The sequence below is a fragment of the Mycobacterium sp. pR1184 genome (assembly GCF_041287235.1).
Classification (GTDB): domain Bacteria; phylum Actinomycetota; class Actinomycetes; order Mycobacteriales; family Mycobacteriaceae; genus Mycobacterium.
The window spans coordinates 80,666-98,957 of record NZ_JBGGKR010000006.1 but is presented as its reverse complement, the minus strand read 5'-3'; the positions used below and the strand labels follow the sequence as shown (position 1 = coordinate 98,957).

Genomic DNA, 18,292 nt, shown 5'->3' with positions numbered 1-18,292 from the left:
AGTGAGAAACGGAGGAACTCCATGACCGATGCGCTCGTCATCGACGCGGAAGGGCTCGACCGGCTGTCCTGTAATGCCAAGGCGGACCCCACCACCGGCAAGAAGACCCTGAAGGCCAAAACGGTGTGTGAAGCCGGGTTTCGCAACATGACCTACGTGCGCGACCTCGCACCACTGCTCGTCGGGGAACCACCGGCACTGCTGGGCGACGACTCCGCGCCCAACCCTTCCGAGACCGCCCTGGCCGCCTTGGGGTCCTGCATCTCGGTCGGGCTGTTGGCCAACGCTACTCACCGCGGCGTGACGCTCACCAAGATTGAGGTCGAGATGGAAGGCGACATCGACATCTCCGCGGTGTGGGGAGTCGGCGACACCCCGGACGGCAAAGTGCTCGGCTTCACCGCGGTCCGCTGCAAGGTGGCGTTGGCCGGTGACACCGACGACGAGACGCTCAGGCAGATCCACGACAACGCCATCGCCTGGTCGCCGGTGGTGAACACATTCAGACGCCCGGCGAGCGTCGACTCGACCCTGGTCGTCGATTAGTCCTCGAAACACACCGAACAGGAGTCGCTGCCTTGACCTCAACCGTGGATGCCGCAGTCGAGCGGATAGATCCACAGCTGCTGGCCGACATTCGTGCCCATGCGAGCGCACTGGACCGCGGCGAGGAAACCTCGCGCCGCAGCTTCACCCGGCTGGGTGCGGCCGGCCTGCTCGGCCTCGGTGCCCCGGGAAACGCCGATGGGCGGCTCCCGCAGATGGCCGACGTCATCGGCCTCATCTCCGGGGAGTGCATGAGCACGGGATTCTCGATGTGGGCCCATCGCATGACGCTGGAGTATCTGCTCACCGCCGCAACGCCATTCAGTCTCGCAGCGGCCCAGTCGCTGCTGGCCGGGACCACGCTGGGAGTGACCGCAATGGCGTCGGCATTCAAGGAGGCGGCCGGTTGCGGCGCCCTCGATCTGACCGCGGAAGCGGTCGATGGTGGATACCGGCTGAACGGTTCGATCAGGTGGGCCAGCAATCTCTATCCCGACTCGACGATGGTGACCGCGGCACGCACCGATGCGGGCGAGAGGTTGATCGTGGCGCTCCGGCTGGATACGCCGGGCGTTACTGTCGGTGACCACTTCGACCTGTTGGCCCTGGGGAGCACGGCGTCGTCATATCTGACGTTGAACAACGCATATGTGAGTTCGGAACAGTTGCTGTCCAATGACTTTGACGCGTTTCTGCAGAATGTGCGGCCGACATTTCTCGTGCTGCAATCGGCGATGTGCCTGGGGCTGACCAGGACCACTGTCGAGCAGAGCAAGCTCGGGCTCACCGGGGTCAACTCGGTGTTCACCGCCGAGGTCGACGCCATCGCTGACAAGCTCGCGGCGGCGGCGACCACGCTGGCCGAGATGGCCGGTGCGGTCGGCGGGGCGAACTCGCCGTCGAAGCGCGAACTGCTGTCGCTGCGCCTTGCCGCTGCTGAATTATCCAGTGCCAGTGCTAATTTAGAAATCCGCACCGCCGGTGGCAAAGGATATGCGAGCCGGACCTCCGCGAGTCGCCGCTACCGGGAGGCGGCGTTCATCCCGGTGCAATCGCCGTCGGAGGCGCAATTGCGCTGGGAACTAGGTAGATGCGCTTGAGTTCGGGCCGATGGTGAGCCCGGCGGTGGTGCCTCCGGAGGACACTGCGCATCTGGTCGGTGGGATTCCGCTGGCCAGTTTGGTCCGCGACTTTCACCGGCCGATGGTGAATTTCGCTCGCACGATGGTGGATTCGACGACGGTAGCCGAAGAAGCGGTGCAGGAGGCGTGGGTGCAGGTTTTGCAGTCGTCCGCTTCGTTCGAAGGGCGCTCCTCGGTGGGGACCTGGTTGTTCGCAATCGTCAAGAACACCGCCTCGCGGCATCGCCGCCGCGAATCCCGGATTCGTGACCACGAGGTGCTGTCCGCCACCGAGACCGACCCGCTGTCCGGCCGGATGCATCCCGCCGGCCATCCCGACGCCGGGCATTGGAATGACCCGCCGTCTCGGCGCTTTCTGCCGGAGGACCGCACCGTGGCCCGGGAGCTGATCGGCTACGTACGGGCGGCGCTGGACGCGCTGCCGGCACGGCAGCGGCAACTCGTCATCCTGCGTGACCTCGTCGGCACGTCGGCCGAAGAGGCGGCCGCGATACTCGACCTTTCCGCCGAGGGACAGCGCGCACTCCTGTACCGCGCGCGGGGCAACCTCCGTAATGAACTAGAGAAGTGGTACCGCCAATGACCGTCCACGACAACACAGTTCCCGCCATCGACTGCGTCGATTTCGTCCGGCTGGTCGACGACCTGGTCGACTCTAGTGCCGACCAGTGGGGTCCGATCGTGGTCAAACACCTCGAGGATTGCCCGCCGTGTCTGGTTTATCTGCAACAGATGGCCGACCTGAAGGTTCTGCTCAATCACGTCTTTGACGGGGAGAAGCTCAGCGAGGACCACATCGCCGGAGTCGTCAACGCAATCAACACGTTCAAGGACAGCCAACGCGGATAGTTCGGCACCCGGGCGCCGCGACGGGACGGCGACCGGTCAATCCGCGGCCCCCTCGCGAAGGTCCTGAAGTCCCGGTGGTTGGGGACCAAAGCCCCACGACCGACACCCCGCCGGTCAATAGCGTTATTCCTGACGAAAGGAATACGAAATGTCGGCAGCACCTGTCAAACCACTCGGTATCGTTGTCGCGGTCGATGGTTCACCCGCCTCGGACACCGCTGTTGTCTGGGCGGCCCGCGACGCGGCGATGCACAACATTCCGCTGACCCTTTTCCACGCGGTGGTGACTCCCACCACTACTTGGCCTCCCGTTCCCTACCCCGACTCTTTGTTGGTGAAGCTGGAAGATGATTGCCGCCAGCAACTCGCTCACGCTTACAAGTTGGCCGAGGAGGCGATCCCGGCAGGCCGTAACGTCACCATCACCAAGGAGTTTGTCTACTCGACTCCGGCGCTGGCCCTGATCAAGATGTCCGACGACGCCGAGATGATCGTCGTCGGCAGCTCGGGCCGCGGGCTGCTGGCGCGCGGTGTGCTCGGTTCGGTCAGTTCAACCGTGGTGCGCCACGCTAAGTGCCCGGTCGCGGTCATCCGCGACGAAGACGTGCCGGACCCGCAGCACGGCCCCGTTCTGGTGGGAATCGACGGTTCGCCGGCGTCGGAACTCGCCACGGCGATCGCGTTCGATCAAGCGTCTCACCGGGGAGTCGACCTGGTCGCGCTGCACGCATGGAGTGACGTCGCAATCCTCGAACTTCCCGCATTCGACTGGGAGTCGGTAGAGGCCGAGGCCGAGCGCAGTCTCACCGAAAGGCTCGCCGGTTGGCACGAACAATATCCCGATGTCACCGTGCGCCGTCTCCTGGCTCGGGATCTGCCGGCCCAACAAATCATTCAACAGACAAAGTCTCTAGAAGCGCAGCTGGTGGTGGTGGGCAGTCACGGCCGCGGTGGTCTCACCGGCCTGATCTTGGGCTCGGTCAGCAATACCGTCCTGCATTCGGTGTTGGTACCGGTCATCGTTGCGCGGCCGACGCAGGCGTAGGCCCGAATCGTCCATTGACGACGCCACTTGCCCATGCGCACAGCGCGTCGACGTTGCGCCCCGCGCGCATAACCGTCCCATCCGGGCGGACTAGTGCCGTCGTAGCGTGGCCTTCGCGCAGCCAGCTCGCAAGTTCGTCGCCTGGCTGGGCAACCAGCACGGTGAAGCCGCGCTGTGTGAGCGCGGCTTCATCGGCGGCGTTCGGGCTGCGGGTGGTGATCAGGCCGAAGCCGCTTCCTAACACCTCGTCGAGCCGCTGATCGTCGCCCAGCCGCGGGTTCGGGCATAGCGTGCCGGCGAGGCGGCCGGATCGGCGTGATCTGTACACCAGCGCGGAAGAAGATAGTGCCGGCGTGGTGGAGTCGACCACCTTGTCACGCAGACCAGGGATCAGCCGCAGCCGGGGCAGCACCATGCGGCGTAGCGCATTGCCTATTCGGGCGCCGCCAGTCATCGCACGACCGACGTTGAGCGCCAACCGAATCAGGCTTCGGGTATGCGGTTTACGTTCCTGCTCATAGGTATCCAGAACGGCCGGAGCAAGGTTGCCATGGTGAACTCCGGCGATCTTCCAGGCGAGATTCATCGCGTCGCGCACCCCGGCTCCCATGCCCTGGCCGATAAACGGGGGAGTGAGGTGCGCCGCGTCGCCGAGGATGAAGATGTTGCCCCGGCGCCAGCGCTCGGCAATCTGGGCGCGAAACGTGTACTCCGTGACGCGCAGCAGCGCCAGTTCGTGGTCCTCGACGCCGGTGGTCCAAGGTGCGATCAGTGGCCGCAAAGCGGTCAAAGTGCCGAATTGGTCGGCACATTCGCCGTCGAGCAACTGAAACTCCCAGCGGTAGCGTGACGCTCCGATGCGCATGTAGGTTCCCGCGCGCGTCGGATCGCACACCTGATGCACGCCTTCCCACTGGTGCAGATCGGCCTCGGTGGCGACATCGACGACCAGCCACCGCTGTTCGAAGTTCAAATCCTTGATAGCTGAGCCTATTTGGGCGCGCACCAGGCTGTTGGCTCCGTCGCAACCCAGCAGGTAGTCGGTATCGACCTGGTGCACGGTGCCGTCGGTGCGGTCGGTGAAGGTGACGCGCACGTATTCGCCGGTGTCGGTCACATCGGTAACCTCGGCGTCGCCGCGCAGCTGAGCCTGTGGGTTCCGCTTGAGGTTTACCCGTAGTAGTGCTTCCAACTCCGGTTGGTCGAACATGTTGGCCTGCGGAAATCCATTGCGGCTGCGGGCGGTGTCGCGAGTGAACTCGGCGAGTACGCGTAGACGACCGTCGAGCAATCGCAAGCCCAGCGTCGGCCGCGAGATAGCGGCGAACTCGTCGGCGATGCCGAGCCGGGCGATGATGCGGTATATCTCGTCGTCCAGATGAACGGCGCGTGGTTGTTGATAGACGCCGCGCCAACGATCGAGGATCAGGTTGTCGATGCCGTACTGCGCCAACAGTGTGGCGGCGGTGATGCCGGTGGGTCCGGCGCCGACGATCACGACGGGAACGCGCCGAATTGCCTTAGCGCTCACGCGAATCGGACTGCGTTGCGCTGTGCCCCGAGGTCGATGGCTCCGTCATCGGTGGCGACCGACGCCTCGACGATGTCACCGTGTCGCAGATAATTCGGGTTGCCGGCCTGCCGACTGAAGAACACCTTCCACTTGAGGGAGGTCGGCAGCAGGTTCCCGATCATCGCCAGCGGCTTGGGTGGAGCGCTGAGCGCGGTGCCGGCCGGGGTGCCGGTGAGCACCAAGTCGCCCGGGGCGAGTTCCTGGAACTGGGTGAGTGACTGCAGAGCTTGCAGCGGCCGATACAACATGTCCCCGTCGACCAGCGCGTTCTGACGTTCGACGCCGTTGACGCTCAGCCGCAGCCGCAGATCGCCGAAGCGGGCGAGCTCGTCGGCCGTCAGCAACACCAGCTCCGGTCCGACCGGGGTGAACGTCGGATACGACTTGGCCTCGTAGAACTGGGTTTGCGGAAGCTGCACGTCGCGGGCCGAAACATCATTGGCGACCACCAATCCGGCGATGAAATCGGCCAAGTTCGCCTCGGAAATGGTGGTGCCGACCGGGATTGCGCGCCCGATTACCAACCCGATTTCCACCTCGTAGTCGAGCAGCTGAACATGTGGCGGTTTGACGATCTCGTCGAACGGACCGGTGATCGATGCCGAGGCCTTGCGAAAGAACGTCAGCGGGACCGATGCCGGGTCCATGCCCGCGTCCCGGACGTGTGACTCAAAGTTGGTCATTTGAGCGACTACTCGGCACGGCCGGGTCACCGGCGAGAGCAACGGGAGGTCGGCTACCGGCACGGTGTCGGCGTTTGCGGCGGCTTCGATTGCCGCCCGATCCGCCAGCAGCGCGCTCGTCGTCGTCGCCGCGGTGTCGATCTTCGCCGCACCCGTCCCGGTTTTGAGCCACCAGGCGTCGGCAGTACGAAGGACGGAAACGGTCATGATGTGGGTACTTTCAGTAGGCCGATGAGGCGGCTGATATCGAACTCGTTGCGGGTGCGCAGCGCGGTGATCATCGAAACCATTTCGTGGCGAGCTGATTTCAGATCAGTTCCCAAAAAGTCTCTGGTCGCCGCCGGACCCCACTGGGCCAGGCCGGAGGCGCGCAACGGCGCCCAGCCGGGCTCGACGGTGTTGTCGAACAGGTCGCCGTCGGCAAAGTGCTCGACCAGAAAGCCGTCGGGATCGCGCCAATAGTCGAAGATCTGGCTGCCCTGGATGTGCCTGCCGATGCCCCACGACCGGAAGTAGCCACACTCACGCAGGTATTCGCCGCCCGCGGCCAGGGCATCGAGATCGCTGACCTGATAAGCGGAATGGACGTAGCGGTTCGCCGGACCCAGAGCCATCGCCAGTGTGTGGTGATCGGCGGGGGTCGCTCCTCGATCGCACCGGATGAAGCTCATGGTCGGTCCGCGCTCGCGCTGCCCTGGAAAGAACAGGAAGTCGCTGACGACCATCCCCAGATTGTCCAGATACCAATTCAGGGTTTCGACGTATTTCGTGGTCTGCAGCACCAGGTGACCCAACCGTTGCACTCGGGCGGGCACCCGCGCCGGGCGCTGGCCGGTGTTGATCCGCTGCGGGTGGTCTCCGAAGTTGAATGTGTGGGGTTGCTGGCTCGGTAGTTCCGGCAGCTCGTGCATGCCGGCGACCACGCGGACCGGCATGCCGCTGGGGTCGATCAAGTCGACCGTCACGCCGCCGAGGGAATCCGGCAGCGGCCGCGCGCGGGTGCCGCACGCGTCGGCCAGGCGCAGCACGTCGGCCTCGTCACCGGCCCGAAAGGCCGCGCCGGTGAACCGGGTTCGGGGTCCGCGTCGCACGATCACACATGGTGCGCCCGCCCGGGTACCACGGAGCTGAATTTCGTCCGGGCTGCGCTGTGCCGATTCAAACCCGAAGGCACGCGCGAATGCCTCGGAGCGGGGCAGGTCCGGCTTCTCGAACTCGAGCCACGCGATGTCGACGACCTTGATCACCGGGTCCCGGGACCGGCCGCTGGGCTCCCCCGGGAGTGCGCCCTGCTCGCTGTGCAGATCCCGGTGCGTGGTGCTGGCTTGAGAAAACATAACTGACGAAATCGTCACATACGAGACAATGCTCAGTCAAGGCTTCTGACGAAATCCTCAAAAGTGATGCATGCTTTGTGAGATGAGCGCGATGCCTGAGGAAGCCGACCCGCCCAATCGGCTGGCGCGACGCAAGCAGCGCACCCGGGCAGCGCTGATCCAGGCGGCGCAGCGGTTGATCGCCGAGGGCAAACTCAACGTGCCGGTGCTCGAGATCACCCAGGCCGCCGACGTCGGAATGGGTTCCTTTTACAACCACTTCGACACCAAGGAGGAGTTGTTCGCGGCGGCGGTCGCCGACGTACTCGATGCCTACGGGGCGATGCTGGATCGGCTGACCGAATCGATCGAGGATCCGGCGGAAACCTTCGCCGCCAGTTTCCGGCTGACCGGTCGGCTCTTTCGTCAGCGTCCCCAGGAGAGCGAGATTCTGCTGGCGCATGGTCCCGCACTACTGTCGTCCGACCGCGGCCTGGCTCCCCGGGCGCTGCGCGATATCAAGGCCGGCGTCGATGCGGGCAGGTTCGACATCGACGACCCGGAACTCGCCCTCGCCATGGCCGGCGGCGCATTGCTCGGCCTCGGAAAGCTGCTGCGCGACGACCCGGGCCGCGACGACGCGCGTGCGGCCGACACCGTCACCGAAAATGTGCTGCGCCTGTTCGGGTTGGGGGCCGACGAGGCCCGCGAAGTCTGTCGGCGTCCGCTGCCCGACGCTTTCAGCCAGGGGTAGATCAGCCGTAATCGGGATCATGGCGGCGGGAACAAGCCGCGCATGCCGCGTTCCGGCGCTCAACCTGTCGTCGACGCGGGCGCCGCGGGACGTGGGCTGACCTGTTTGGGACGAAGCGCCACCAGGAGCGCGCCGACCGCGAAGACCGCGACCGTAATCCGGGCAAAGTGCCCGTCCGGGGCGAACCCGTCGGCGGCGACGAACTCAAGGCCGTATGCGGCAAGCACGGCTCCCAGCAACATGAGCGGTTCGGCCCAGCGCTGCGGCAGCGGAATGCCGAGCAGGGGGAGTGGAGCGGCGAACAGGCGCCTTCCCCACCACAACAGCACCATCTCGACCGCCGTCACGAGTCCCAGAATGGCAACCCATTGCAGCCGGCCCAGCCACCACTGGGCCGTGCCCTCCGCGGGTTGCATCAACAATCCGGCCGGGTAACCGACGAGGGCCACGATCACGACGGGAATCATGTGCCACAGATAGAGGGCCATCACGTTGTTGTTGCCGACGGCGAGCACCCGTTGGATCGTGCCCCCGCGCAGGATGCGATTGAGCGCCGGGGCGGCTGCCATCGCGAGTCCGGCCTGCGCGCAGCCGAATGCGAGCATGGCGACCGTCGGCGGTGAGGTGTTCTGCACGGCTTGGCCGGGTACGCCGATCATGCTGACCGGATAGCCCGCCAGCCAGATCAGGAGGGCAAGGGCCACAGCAGATCCGGTGGCGAGCAGCAGGGGCCTCCGGCCGGCCAATAGCCCACCATGCCAAGCGATGCCGAGCAGATACAGGGTTCCCCAACAGAACAAGTAGTTCAGCCAGCCGAGGTCGTGCAACGGCCCCCGCTTCAACGTGGTGTCCACCACGGTGACTGCCACAGCGACCACTACCGGCACCCACAGCCCCCAACGGCGTTGTGCGGCAATCGCAATCGGGGTCAGCGAAACCACTAAGACGTAAACGGCGAGGAACCACAAGTGCATCGCTACCGCCCAGCCCGCATATTCCAGTAGCGAACCGCCGACACCGTAGGCCGCCGCAGCCACCACGATCGCCGACACCAGCGCGACGTACACCACGGTCGGACCCAGAACTCGCGCGAGCCGGCGCCGAAGCCAGGCCTGGCGCGACACCCCGCCGCTCTCGCGGTGATGTGTCCAGGACACCGCACCGGCATAACCGGCCACCAGGAAGAACACTGGGACCGCCTGGAACGGCCAGGTCAGCCACTGCGTCCAGGGCATGTCGACGAGTGGATTCTGTCGTCCGAATTGACCGTCATGGTAGGTCACGGATCCGGCCAGCCAGTGTCCCAGCACGATCAGGATCACGCCCGAGACGCGGTAGTAATCCACTGCCAGATTGCGGTCCGGACGCGTGGTGTTTGCCTGGTCCATCAGGTCGCGCGAAGCTCGAGCGGATACACAGCGCCACGGTACCTGTTCGAGGTCAAACCACAGCGGAGATCAGCTGGTGGAAATTAGCTGGTTGCGGCGAGCCGATTTTCAGAGCGCGTGGCGCAGCTCCCGCGATTCGGCCCCCGCGGCGGTGTCGCCAGCGGCTGACACGATCTGGGCAACCAGCTTGCCGCCACGGACGACCTCGATCGTCTGCCCGGCGGCAACCTTGTCGAAATAGCGCCCCGCACGCTTTCGCAGTTCGCCGAGTTCGATCCGTCGACCAGCGTCCGCCGTGGTCGGGGTCATCCTCGGATGGTCCGCCGGCACGATCCGTGCCAGCAACCTGCCGCCTCGGACGACACAAAGCGTCTCCCCGGCTGCCACCCGGTCCAGGCACCGCCCGGCGCGCGTTCGCAGTTCGTCCAGCCCGACCCAGCCGCCGGCGTCCGGTGCTACGACCTTGGCGGATCGTGCGGGAATCGGAGCCACCCTCCAGTCTCCGACCGACACGATCCGTGCCACCACCTTGCCGCGACGGACGACATCGATAGTCTCCCCGGCGGCTACCTGCTCTAGATACGCACACGCGTTGCTCCGGAGTTGGCCTAGGCCAATCACTTCCCGCATTTCGCTCCGATCTCGGTGTGCGCCCGCCGGCCGTGGTCATCAGTATATGACTGTACGTGCGGTCAGTGTCAACCTTTCGTCGGGCCCTCCGCTGAGTCGGGGAAACCAGCGCGACGAGGGTGAGGGCTGGACGGGTTTGCTTGAAAAGTGTTGTGAATAAGAGAGATTGACGCGATGGGGATCAGCCGGGCGGTGCGAGCATGTCCTTCCAGCCGTCGTCTCCCGTTTTGGTCGAATTTTGGACGGAGTACTTGACACCGTCGGGCCCCACCAGTTCACCGCTTTGTGGACTGTAGACGGCCGGGGGAGGGGCGCCCGGGGTGTAGACGCAGGGATTCGGCTGTTGCCCATTGCATTGCACGGTCCCCGAACCCGGCCGCTGCAGCACATCGCTGATCGGCGGCGGTGTGCCCGCTACCCGGTCGGAAGGCGCCGGGTTGAGGCCGTTGTCGATCGACGGCGCGGGGATCACCTGGCCGGGTTTTACCGGCTGGTCGCAGCGCGCCGCGGGCGCCGGGCAGGTCAGGATTTGGTTCGGGTCGCCGTACCAGGGGTTGGTGCCCGACGGAACGTAGGGCTTAGGGTCACGGCACTCCCGGGGGGTCGCGGCGCGCTTGCCGGGGACGTCGACACACGGGAGGTTGCGTGCCCCGCGAACGGCGTTCGCCGGAAAGTCCTGCGGGATCTTGCAATACGTTCCGGACGGCATCGGCGCCAGACTGGTATCCGCCGGAGACCGCCACTGCGAGGCCGGGAGAAAGCCGGTCAGGCACGGCGGGGGCTGGTTGATCGTCAGCGAGGTGCCCAGCGCAGCGTAGCCCGGGAAAGGTGTCGTCACCGTCTGGCCTTCCGCTGCGCCCTGCGGATATGCGACCAGCAGTTGCTCAACGCCTTTGTGGTAGCGCTTGAGCATGTCCAGCACGATCTCGAGATTCGCCAGTGTCTGCGGCAGCGACTCCCGGACGTCGTTGAACACCGCATCGACCTGATCGGCGGTCGGCGCGGCGTGGGTCAAAATGCTCTGCACCCGCTGGTCGTTCTCTGCGCTCTGGGCGGCCAGGATGTCCAGGTTGTGCGACCAGCGCCGGATCGAATCGGCCGAATCGACCTGGCTGTCGATGATCGGCCCAGAGTTTCGGATGATGTCGTCGACGTCGCCGATGTTGCTCTTGAAGTCGCCGGCGATCGCCTGCGTCGCATCGACCAGGCGTTGCAGCGCGGGCCCCAAACCTCCTACCGCTTGCGCTGTTTCGTCAAGCAGGGAAGCGATTTTCTCCTTGGGCAGGGCCGCCAGGCCGCGGTTGGCCGCGTCCACCGCGGGCCCGATCTCGGTGGGCACGCTGCCCTTGGTAACCGTCTGTCCCGGCGCGAAGTAGGTGCCCGGGTTTCCTGCCGACACCAGATCCAGATACTGCTCACCGACCGCGGACACCGAGTGCACGTTCGCCGACGCGTCAGTCGGGATCTTGTAGCTGTCGGCGATACTCATGGTCACTCGCGCGCCCGTCTCGGTCGGTTCGACCGCGGTCACCGTGCCGATGGTTTCGCCGCGATAAGTCACGTTGGCGGTTTTGTACAGACCGCCCGATGCGGGCAGGTCCGCCTTCAGCGTGTACCGACCGATTCCCGCCGCGGTGGGGATTTGCAAGTAGTACCACCCCAAGGCGATCGCCGTGATCACGCTGAGGATGCTGAAGATGATCAGCTGGCGCCAGATAAAGCGCGTCAGCATTGCCTATCCGCTCTTTCGACCAGCGGACCGCCCGGGGCATCGTTGGGGTTCGGCGTGTATCGAACGTCGGGGATCATCGTTTCGGGGTCGCGGCCCCACGACTGCTCGAGCGCGCGCAACCCGCCGGAGAAGCCGGTCCCGGTGAGAATTGCGTTGTCGACCGAGCTGAGGGTCAGATCGAGCGTCAGCGAAAGGTTGAAGTAGTCGCCGCGGAACGACTTCGGCACGGCGTCAACGTCGAAGGGCCGCACGAGGATCAGCTTGAGGGCGCGGATCAGATACGGCGAGGCCCGGCCGAGTTCACGCAACGGGCATTGCAGGGACAGCAGGTCGGAATGCAGGTCGCTTCGGGAGCCGGAAAGATATTGGTCGGCTACTGCGCTGAGCCGTCCTGTCGCGTCGACCGCGTCGACCAGAAGCTGCTGCTTGTCGGCGAAATGCTTGAGCAGCGGCGGGAACTCGGTGAGGACCCGATCCAAGACATCCGAGCGCGAGCTCACGTACGCCAACAACCGGTCGGTGGAATCGATCGCTCGAGTGATGTCCTCGCGTTGCTCGTCGAGTCGGGCGGTGAAGGTGTCGAGCTTGCCCAGGAAGGAGTGAATCTGCTCGGCCCGCCCGTTGAGGATGTTGTATACCTCGTTCTGCAGCACTTCGAGGTTGGGAATACCCCCGCCGCGCAAGATCAGCGCCAGACTGGCCAGTGTCTGCTCGGTCGTGGGGTAGGCGAACGAGTTCGTCAGCGGGATGGTGTCGCCGTCCCTGAGGGGCTCCGCGGACGGGTTGGGTGGGGAGGTCAGCTCAATGTGTTGAGAACCCAGGAGGCTGGTCTGTCCGATCTTGGCGGTGGCGTTCTTGGGCAGCTTGACGTTCTTGTCCAGACGCAGCGTCAGCGTGGCCACCCAGTTCTTCAGTTGGATCGCGCGCACCGTGCCGACAAAGACGTCGGCTACCCGAACCCGGCTATTGTCGTTCAGCGCCAGCGTGTCGGGCATCTGGACGTAGACGGTGTAGGAGCCGGGCCCGCTGCCCGGGCCCCCGGGCATCGGAATGTTCGCGATTCCGTGCCACTTCGAGCACGACGTCAGCGTCACTGCGGTCGCGAGCAGAGCTAGCCCCTGCCACGCGCGGTGGCGACTACGAGAACCCCACGTGCGCAACATGGTTGAACCTGTCATGAGCCCGGTCCCGTCGACGCGGCCGGCGGTGGTCCGGGTGGAGTCGGTGCGACCGGTCCCGGGATCACGCCCGGCGCCGGTGGTGGTGGCGGAATCGGCACCTGTGGCAGGCCCATGACAGGCGCGATTGGGTTCTCGTCGTAGGCATTCGGCGGTCCGGGCGGCGTCTGCAGCCCGGACGCCGGGGGTGTGATGTCGGGGCCGCCCATCAGTTCAGCCAGCGATTCGGGGGTCAACAGGCCGCCCGTGATCGGGCCCACCTGGACGCCCTGCATGCCGGGCGCGACAACCCAGCCGGGCTGGGTGTTGCGGTGCGACAACGGCGTATCGGGCACCCAGACCCCCGGAACGGTGGTGTCCTTGTACCCGTTGGGGGGCTGCAACCGCGGCTCGGAGTAGGCGACTTCCTTGGGCAGCGTCTCGGCGGTGCTGAACAGGTTCAGCCCGAATGGCAGGTAGTTGAACTTGATCGCATCCAGAATCGGCGCCAGGTACTGCGCACACAATTCGGCGGAATCTTGATAACCGAGCCTGCTGCCGGCCTGAATCATGCTGCACACGAACTGCATTGGATTCGCGAAGTTCGGTATCGCCGGAATCGACATAACCGCGCCGTGTGCGGGGTGGTAAATCTGGCTGAGGTTGGTCTCCAGCGTCGGCAGCACATGCAACGCGGTCTCCAAACCATTCAGCGGCTCGGGTTGTACCAGCGTGGTGGTCAGGTTGGCGAGGTTGTCGATGTCGTGTGCGAACACGGCACGGTTCTTGTCCAGAAACGGGCGCAGTGTCGAGAGCAGGCCGTCGAATTGCTGTATCGCCGTGGCAAGCTCGCCGTCAGACCCGGTCAACCTGTCGGTGAATTGAGCCAGGTTGCGATTCAACGCGACGAATTGTTGGTCGTCTTTGTGCAAGGCGTTGACGAACAAAGCCAAGCTGTGCACCACCGCGAAGAAATCGCCCCGGCCCTGGTTCAGCGCGGTGAGCGCCCGCGACAGGCTGTCCAGCGTGGCGTTGATCTGCTTGCCCTTACCGGCCAGTCCGTCCGCATAAGCCTCGATGAAGTCACCGAAGGGGCCTTTGGGCTGCTCGGGGGTCGGGCCGAGTTTGTTGATGGTGTTGGCGACGCTCTCGCGCAGTTCGTCGAACTCCGTCGGTACCTGGGTGCGCTCGATCGGGATGACCGCGTTATCGGTCATCACCGGGCCACCCTTATACGGTGGCTCCAATTGAATGCTGCGCGACGCCACCAGGGTTGGGTTCACGACCACGGCGGACGCGTTGGCGGGCACCTTGTATTTGTTGTTGTAGTGAAACGTCACCTTCATCTTGCCGCCGGCCGGCTCGATCTTGTCGACTGAACCCACCCGAACGCCCATGATCTGGACTTTGTCCCCGGAATAGAGCGCGTTGGCGGCCGGGAGATAAGCGACGACGGTATTGGTGGTCAACTTCTGGTAGAGCCGCCAGCCGGCGAACCCGGCGGCAAGGGCCAGCACCAGCACCAGCACCCCGATGACGCTGCGACGCCCCGGGCGGTGGAAATTAAAGACAGCGCTCAATTCTGGCTACCTCCCGTGATGCCGCTGCCTCCCGTGCCGGCGGGGTTGATGAACGGCGCCGGCAGCTGGTTCCCGGGTCCAGGCGGCGCGGGTGGCCCCGGCGGTAGGTCTGGCGGGAACGTCGACGGTTGCGGGACGGGGCCGGCGGGTTGCAGGTTCTCGGTGCGCGCACCCGGCGGTGCCTGGGCAGGCAGCGGTGCCGGTGTGCCCGGCACGTCGGGCGGTGGTTCACCCGGACGCCCGGCGATCGCGATTCCCGCTGTCGGTGGCAGCCCATTGGGGTTTGGGGGTGAGGTCTGCACGTCGATCGGCGCGGGGAAGCTGCCACCGAACGGCCCGGTGTCTATTCCCATGCAGGGCAGCGGGTTCCACGGCCGCGGGGGCGCCCCGGGCGCCGGAACGTACGAACACGCCGTTCCCGGCGGGACCGCGGGCCCGGGGTGATCCGGGGTGCCTTCGGACACCGGGGGTGCGGGCGGTGGCGCGCCGTTGGGGAACCGGGTGCCGTTGGGGTCGGGCCAGCGGAACGCGGGCAGGCCGGCGCTGCGCCAGAAGTCCTCCGAGTCGATCCCACGCTTCTTGAAGGCGGCATCGACGGACGGCTGCAGCACCCAGTACGGCAGCAGATTGGACAGGACAATCTTGAAGAATGGCCCGGATGCCACGGATTCGCCCAACGATGCCGCGAATTGACTTACGTACGTGAGCGTTTGAGCTAAGTCGTCCTTGCGCGCCACCAGCACATCGCTGAGGGCGCGCAACTGTTCGAGGACGCGATTCAGGTTCGGGTTGTCGTTGATGAATCCCTGCACCTGTGTCGAGAAGGCCGAAATATTCTGCAGCAGTGCGTCAATCGCTCGGCCACGTTCGTTGAACGCGGCCAGCAGCTTCTTGGTGTTGACGAGCAGCCGATTGATCTGTTCGCTGCGATCACCGAGCACGCTGGCAACCTGGCTGGCCTGAGCGAGCAGGTGCTTGATCGCTTCGTCGCGCTTGCCGATGGTGTCGGAGAATTTGGTCAATCCGTCCAGGGCGGGGCTCAGGTGCGGATACGTCTGATCGATGGTCTGCGACAACACATTCAGCGATTGCTTGACCCTGCCGATGTCCCAGCCTGCGGCGGCCCTGTTGACATCGAAGACCGCGTCGTAGAGCTGGTAGGGGGTGGTGCTTTGGCCTAGCGGCAACACGCCACCCGGCCGCAACGTCTGTGCTCCCCGCGGCTCGATCTCGAGCACCTTCTTACCGAGGATGGTGTCGGTCTTGATTGCGAGCCTGCTCTCGGTGCCGATGGTGTTGGCGCCGATGGAGAACTTGATCACGACGTGGTCGCCGTCGATGTCGAGCGCCTCGACCGTGCCGACGTTCACACCGCTGATGCGCACCTTGTCGTTCTTGTTCAGTTGACCGGTATCGCTGAACTGCCCGTAGTAGCTGGGACTGGCGAACAGCATCGGAACACTGGTGAAGCTTTGGCCGACGGCGACGGCGAGAGCGAGCACGGTGATGCCCATCAGCCCGACCCGGCCGCGGTTGAATTCCGTCAGCGTTCTCATTGCGGCGTGCACCTGCCCGTGGGCTGCTGCCAGAGCCTGACCGTGCGGACCGGGCCACCGGGCTGCAGTCCGTTCCACTTGATCGTGAGGTCGCAGAGGTAGAAGTTCACCCAGTCGCCGTAGAGTCCGATGCTGCGCCCGATCAGGTTCAGAGCTGTCGGAGTCTTGCGGATCAGGTCGTCGAGCTGATCGCTGCGGTCGATGAGCGGCTGCTGCAGCGCCTGCAGGTAGTTGATCTCCTTGTGCAGCAGAGCGCGGTCCTCGGCCAGCAGGTCGGCCACCGTTCCGGCGGCGTTACTGATGTTCGCGGTGCCCGCCGCCAGCGGATCGGCGTGATTGGCCAGCCCCGTGATCAATTTCTCGAAATTGTCTACGGTTTGGTCGAATTCCTTGCGATGCCTAACCGTGGTGTCCAGCACGATGTTCAGATTTTTGACCACCTCGCCGATGGCCTGGTCGCGTTCGGCCAGGTGCGCGGTCAACCGTGCGGTCTGGTCGAGGATGTCGTTGATGGTGCCGCCCTGCCCCTGAAACACCGTGATGATGGCCGACGCGATCGTGTTGACCTTTTCGGGATCGAGCGCCCGGAACAGCGGCTTGAAACCACCGATCAGGGCATCGAGATCCAGCGCCGGTGACGTTCGAGACAGCGGGATGAACCCGCCCGGCGGCAGGACCCGCTCGGCGCCCTCGCCTTCGCCGCGTTTGAGCTCCAGATAGCGGTCGGCGAACAGGTTCAGATAGCGGATCTGGGCGGTGGTGGACTGGTAGAGCGGTATCGAGCGGTCGACGGTGAAGTCCACTCGCACGCGCGTGCCGCCTTGTACCAGCTGCACATTTTTGACCTTGCCGATCTCGACTCCGGCGGCACGGACGAACTGGCCGTCCTTCAGGCCGGTGGCATTGCTGAATTCCGCGGAATAGCTGTTGGTGCTGTTGAAGCGCATCTGACCGAACACCACAACGATCGACAGGGTGATCAGCAGCAGGACGAACGAGATGGTGCCGAGCTTGATGGCGGGTCCGGTGATTTTCATGGGTTGATCGTGTTGTCCCCGACCTGGCGGCCCCACACATACTCGATTGCGTACGGGGAGCCGGTTTCTAGATGGTTATATGGCGCGAGACTGGCGCCGGTGTCCACCACCAAGGACGGTGCCGGCCACAGGTCATGGGTGATGGCCTGCCAGCAACCCGGAGCGCCCCCGGGGCCGCCCCGAGCGTTTACCCGCGGCAGATTGTCGGGATACACATAGGGATTCGGTGCTCCGCCCACCACACCGGCCAGCCCGAGGAGCCCCATGGTGGCCGCGGTGCCGGCCAGTCCCGGCAGGGTCAGCAGGCCTCCCAACCCTGACGTCAGCTCTGTCATGGTGTGCAGCGCGTAGCCGTTCCCGCCGCCCGTTGTCTCATAGGCGTGGGGTTCTTCGTCGTAGTAATTGCGGATGGTGCAGAAGATTTCGGGGCTGTAGGTGTCGAGCAGCTGTGCGGTGGGCAGCAGATCGGCGGTCCCGCGCTGCAGGTAGGGCCCGCCTCTCCGGACGATGTCCTCGCCCGTGTTGCCGAATCCCGCGGCGGCCAACAAGGCGGCATCCAAGTCGGATTCCTGGCGGTGCAGCGTACGCGCCGTTATCACGGAGTTGTTGAGGGCGTCGAACAGAGCCGGTGCCGCATCGGCATAGGTGTCACCCAATGCCGCCAGTTGCCCGATGTCGTGCCGGATCTGCGGCATCTGCGGATTGATGTCGTCGAGAATCGCGTTGGCGTTGACGATCGAGCGCCCGAACTTGTCGCCCAACCCGGTGAATGCCTGCGCCGCCGCGGCCAGCGTCAGGTTCACCTTGACCGGGTCCACCTTCTCGGTGATCGAGTTGAGGGTCTCGAACAACGTATTGAATTCCGTCGTCACCGATCTCGCATCAATGACTTGATGAGGTGTAATACGTTGCGGTGTAGGATTTTTCGGCGATGTGAGCGACACGTACTTGTTACCGAACACCGTGGTGGCCTTGATATTGGCGTCCACGTTCGCCGGAATGAGCTTGACGTATCTCGGATCGACATCCAAGACGACTTTGGCCGCCGGGACACCGTCACGTTCGATCTCCGAAATGCTGGATACCCGACCGATTTCCGCGCCGTTGTAGGTGACCTTCGAACCCGGATCCATCACCAATCCGGATCGGGGGGCCAGCATCGTCAAGGTCGTCTTCGGCGTGAGCTCGCCCCGGAACTGCAACCATACGAGCGCCAGCACCATCGCCGCGACCGCCAAGAACACCGCAGCCGCGGTCTTATACGGCGGGATACGCGGCTTGTTTTCCTTCACCGGGGTCGTCAT

General features: G+C 64.9%; 17 protein-coding genes. 6 read left to right on the top strand and 11 right to left on the bottom strand.

What is annotated here, in order from left to right; translation table 11 throughout:
* Positions 1 to 21: 21 nt before the first annotated feature.
* The 5 genes from ACAG21_RS12510 to ACAG21_RS12490 all read left to right on the top strand — a co-directional run bounded on the left by ACAG21_RS12510 (position 22) and on the right by ACAG21_RS12490 (position 3,582).
* The gene (locus ACAG21_RS12510; RefSeq protein ID WP_370496435.1) at positions 22 to 546 is read left to right on the top strand and encodes an OsmC family protein; all 525 of its coding nucleotides are present in this window, start codon (positions 22 to 24) and stop codon (positions 544 to 546) included.
* Between the two features lie 32 nt (positions 547 to 578).
* Entirely contained in the window at positions 579 to 1,646 is a 1,068-nt protein-coding gene (locus ACAG21_RS12505; protein ID WP_370496434.1) for an acyl-CoA dehydrogenase, read from the top strand.
* Positions 1,647 to 1,656: 10 nt separating this feature from the next.
* Positions 1,657 to 2,271 carry an RNA polymerase sigma factor gene (locus ACAG21_RS12500; RefSeq protein ID WP_370496433.1) on the top strand — a complete coding sequence of 205 codons (615 nt, stop codon included), beginning with the start codon at positions 1,657 to 1,659 and terminating at the stop codon, positions 2,269 to 2,271.
* Complete coding sequence (locus ACAG21_RS12495) at positions 2,268 to 2,537, top strand: hypothetical protein (protein WP_370496432.1); 270 nt, start codon at positions 2,268 to 2,270, stop codon at positions 2,535 to 2,537. Before ACAG21_RS12500 ends, ACAG21_RS12495 begins: the two co-directional genes overlap by 4 nt.
* A 148-nt stretch (positions 2,538 to 2,685) precedes the next feature.
* The gene (locus ACAG21_RS12490; protein ID WP_370496431.1) at positions 2,686 to 3,582 is read left to right on the top strand and encodes a universal stress protein; all 897 of its coding nucleotides are present in this window, start codon (positions 2,686 to 2,688) and stop codon (positions 3,580 to 3,582) included.
* Here the strand turns inward: ACAG21_RS12490 and ACAG21_RS12485 are convergent.
* From ACAG21_RS12485 to ACAG21_RS12475, 3 genes are read right to left on the bottom strand one after another with little or no spacing between them, the layout of a single operon-like run.
* Positions 3,554 to 5,113: a bifunctional 3-(3-hydroxy-phenyl)propionate/3-hydroxycinnamic acid hydroxylase gene (locus tag ACAG21_RS12485; protein WP_370496429.1), complete on the bottom strand. Its 1,560-nt coding sequence runs from the start codon at positions 5,111 to 5,113 to the stop codon at positions 3,554 to 3,556. The genes ACAG21_RS12490 and ACAG21_RS12485 overlap by 29 nt on opposite strands.
* Complete coding sequence (locus tag ACAG21_RS12480; RefSeq protein ID WP_370496428.1) at positions 5,110 to 6,045, bottom strand: fumarylacetoacetate hydrolase family protein; 936 nt, start codon at positions 6,043 to 6,045, stop codon at positions 5,110 to 5,112. The genes ACAG21_RS12485 and ACAG21_RS12480 overlap by 4 nt, the downstream gene beginning before the upstream one ends.
* On the bottom strand, positions 6,042 to 7,175 hold the full coding sequence (locus ACAG21_RS12475) for a VOC family protein (RefSeq protein WP_370496427.1): 1,134 nt from the start codon (positions 7,173 to 7,175) through the stop codon (positions 6,042 to 6,044). Before ACAG21_RS12475 ends, ACAG21_RS12480 begins: the two co-directional genes overlap by 4 nt.
* A gap of 82 nt (positions 7,176 to 7,257) precedes the next feature.
* On the opposite strand from ACAG21_RS12475, the gene ACAG21_RS12470 reads away from it, so the two are divergent.
* The gene (locus ACAG21_RS12470; RefSeq protein WP_370496426.1) at positions 7,258 to 7,908 is read left to right on the top strand and encodes a TetR/AcrR family transcriptional regulator; all 651 of its coding nucleotides are present in this window, start codon (positions 7,258 to 7,260) and stop codon (positions 7,906 to 7,908) included.
* A 59-nt stretch (positions 7,909 to 7,967) separates the two neighbouring features.
* Here the strand turns inward: ACAG21_RS12470 and ACAG21_RS12465 are convergent, their stop codons facing one another.
* From ACAG21_RS12465 to ACAG21_RS12430, 8 genes are all read right to left on the bottom strand, one after another.
* A complete protein-coding gene (locus ACAG21_RS12465; RefSeq protein ID WP_370496425.1) occupies positions 7,968 to 9,296 on the bottom strand; it encodes an acyltransferase in 1,329 nt (442 codons plus the stop codon).
* A gap of 108 nt (positions 9,297 to 9,404) precedes the next feature.
* Positions 9,405 to 9,605, bottom strand: coding sequence for a type II toxin-antitoxin system Phd/YefM family antitoxin (locus tag ACAG21_RS12460; protein WP_370496424.1), 201 nt, complete (start codon positions 9,603 to 9,605; stop codon positions 9,405 to 9,407).
* Between the two features lie 502 nt (positions 9,606 to 10,107).
* Positions 10,108 to 11,658, bottom strand: coding sequence for an MCE family protein (locus ACAG21_RS12455; RefSeq protein WP_370496422.1), 1,551 nt, complete (start codon positions 11,656 to 11,658; stop codon positions 10,108 to 10,110).
* The gene (locus ACAG21_RS12450) at positions 11,652 to 12,836 is read right to left on the bottom strand and encodes a virulence factor Mce family protein (RefSeq protein WP_370496421.1); all 1,185 of its coding nucleotides are present in this window, start codon (positions 12,834 to 12,836) and stop codon (positions 11,652 to 11,654) included. The genes ACAG21_RS12455 and ACAG21_RS12450 overlap by 7 nt, the downstream gene beginning before the upstream one ends.
* Positions 12,833 to 14,395 carry a virulence factor Mce family protein gene (locus tag ACAG21_RS12445; protein WP_370496420.1) on the bottom strand — a complete coding sequence of 521 codons (1,563 nt, stop codon included), beginning with the start codon at positions 14,393 to 14,395 and terminating at the stop codon, positions 12,833 to 12,835. The genes ACAG21_RS12450 and ACAG21_RS12445 overlap by 4 nt, the downstream gene beginning before the upstream one ends.
* On the bottom strand, positions 14,392 to 15,951 hold the full coding sequence (locus ACAG21_RS12440; RefSeq protein ID WP_370496419.1) for an MCE family protein: 1,560 nt from the start codon (positions 15,949 to 15,951) through the stop codon (positions 14,392 to 14,394). The genes ACAG21_RS12445 and ACAG21_RS12440 overlap by 4 nt, the downstream gene beginning before the upstream one ends.
* Complete coding sequence (locus ACAG21_RS12435; protein ID WP_370496418.1) at positions 15,948 to 16,988, bottom strand: virulence factor Mce family protein; 1,041 nt, start codon at positions 16,986 to 16,988, stop codon at positions 15,948 to 15,950. The genes ACAG21_RS12440 and ACAG21_RS12435 overlap by 4 nt, the downstream gene beginning before the upstream one ends.
* Positions 16,985 to 18,292 carry an MCE family protein gene (locus ACAG21_RS12430; RefSeq protein ID WP_370496417.1) on the bottom strand — a complete coding sequence of 436 codons (1,308 nt, stop codon included), beginning with the start codon at positions 18,290 to 18,292 and terminating at the stop codon, positions 16,985 to 16,987. The genes ACAG21_RS12435 and ACAG21_RS12430 overlap by 4 nt, the downstream gene beginning before the upstream one ends.

Coding starts and splice junctions, on each gene's coding strand:
- ACAG21_RS12510 (WP_370496435.1), top strand. CDS start 22: ATGACCGATGCGCTCGTCATCGACGCGGAAGGGCTCGACCGGCTGTCC.
- ACAG21_RS12500 (WP_370496433.1), top strand. CDS start 1,657: ATGGTGAGCCCGGCGGTGGTGCCTCCGGAGGACACTGCGCATCTGGTC.
- ACAG21_RS12495 (WP_370496432.1), top strand. CDS start 2,268: ATGACCGTCCACGACAACACAGTTCCCGCCATCGACTGCGTCGATTTC.
- ACAG21_RS12490 (WP_370496431.1), top strand. CDS start 2,686: ATGTCGGCAGCACCTGTCAAACCACTCGGTATCGTTGTCGCGGTCGAT.
- ACAG21_RS12480 (WP_370496428.1), bottom strand. CDS start 6,045: ATGACCGTTTCCGTCCTTCGTACTGCCGACGCCTGGTGGCTCAAAACC.
- ACAG21_RS12475 (WP_370496427.1), bottom strand. CDS start 7,175: ATGTTTTCTCAAGCCAGCACCACGCACCGGGATCTGCACAGCGAGCAG.
- ACAG21_RS12470 (WP_370496426.1), top strand. CDS start 7,258: ATGAGCGCGATGCCTGAGGAAGCCGACCCGCCCAATCGGCTGGCGCGA.
- ACAG21_RS12465 (WP_370496425.1), bottom strand. CDS start 9,296: ATGGACCAGGCAAACACCACGCGTCCGGACCGCAATCTGGCAGTGGAT.
- ACAG21_RS12460 (WP_370496424.1), bottom strand. CDS start 9,605: ATGACCCCGACCACGGCGGACGCTGGTCGACGGATCGAACTCGGCGAA.
- ACAG21_RS12455 (WP_370496422.1), bottom strand. CDS start 11,658: ATGCTGACGCGCTTTATCTGGCGCCAGCTGATCATCTTCAGCATCCTC.
- ACAG21_RS12450 (WP_370496421.1), bottom strand. CDS start 12,836: ATGACAGGTTCAACCATGTTGCGCACGTGGGGTTCTCGTAGTCGCCAC.
- ACAG21_RS12440 (WP_370496419.1), bottom strand. CDS start 15,951: ATGAGAACGCTGACGGAATTCAACCGCGGCCGGGTCGGGCTGATGGGC.
- ACAG21_RS12435 (WP_370496418.1), bottom strand. CDS start 16,988: ATGAAAATCACCGGACCCGCCATCAAGCTCGGCACCATCTCGTTCGTC.
- ACAG21_RS12430 (WP_370496417.1), bottom strand. CDS start 18,292: ATGACGACCCCGGTGAAGGAAAACAAGCCGCGTATCCCGCCGTATAAG.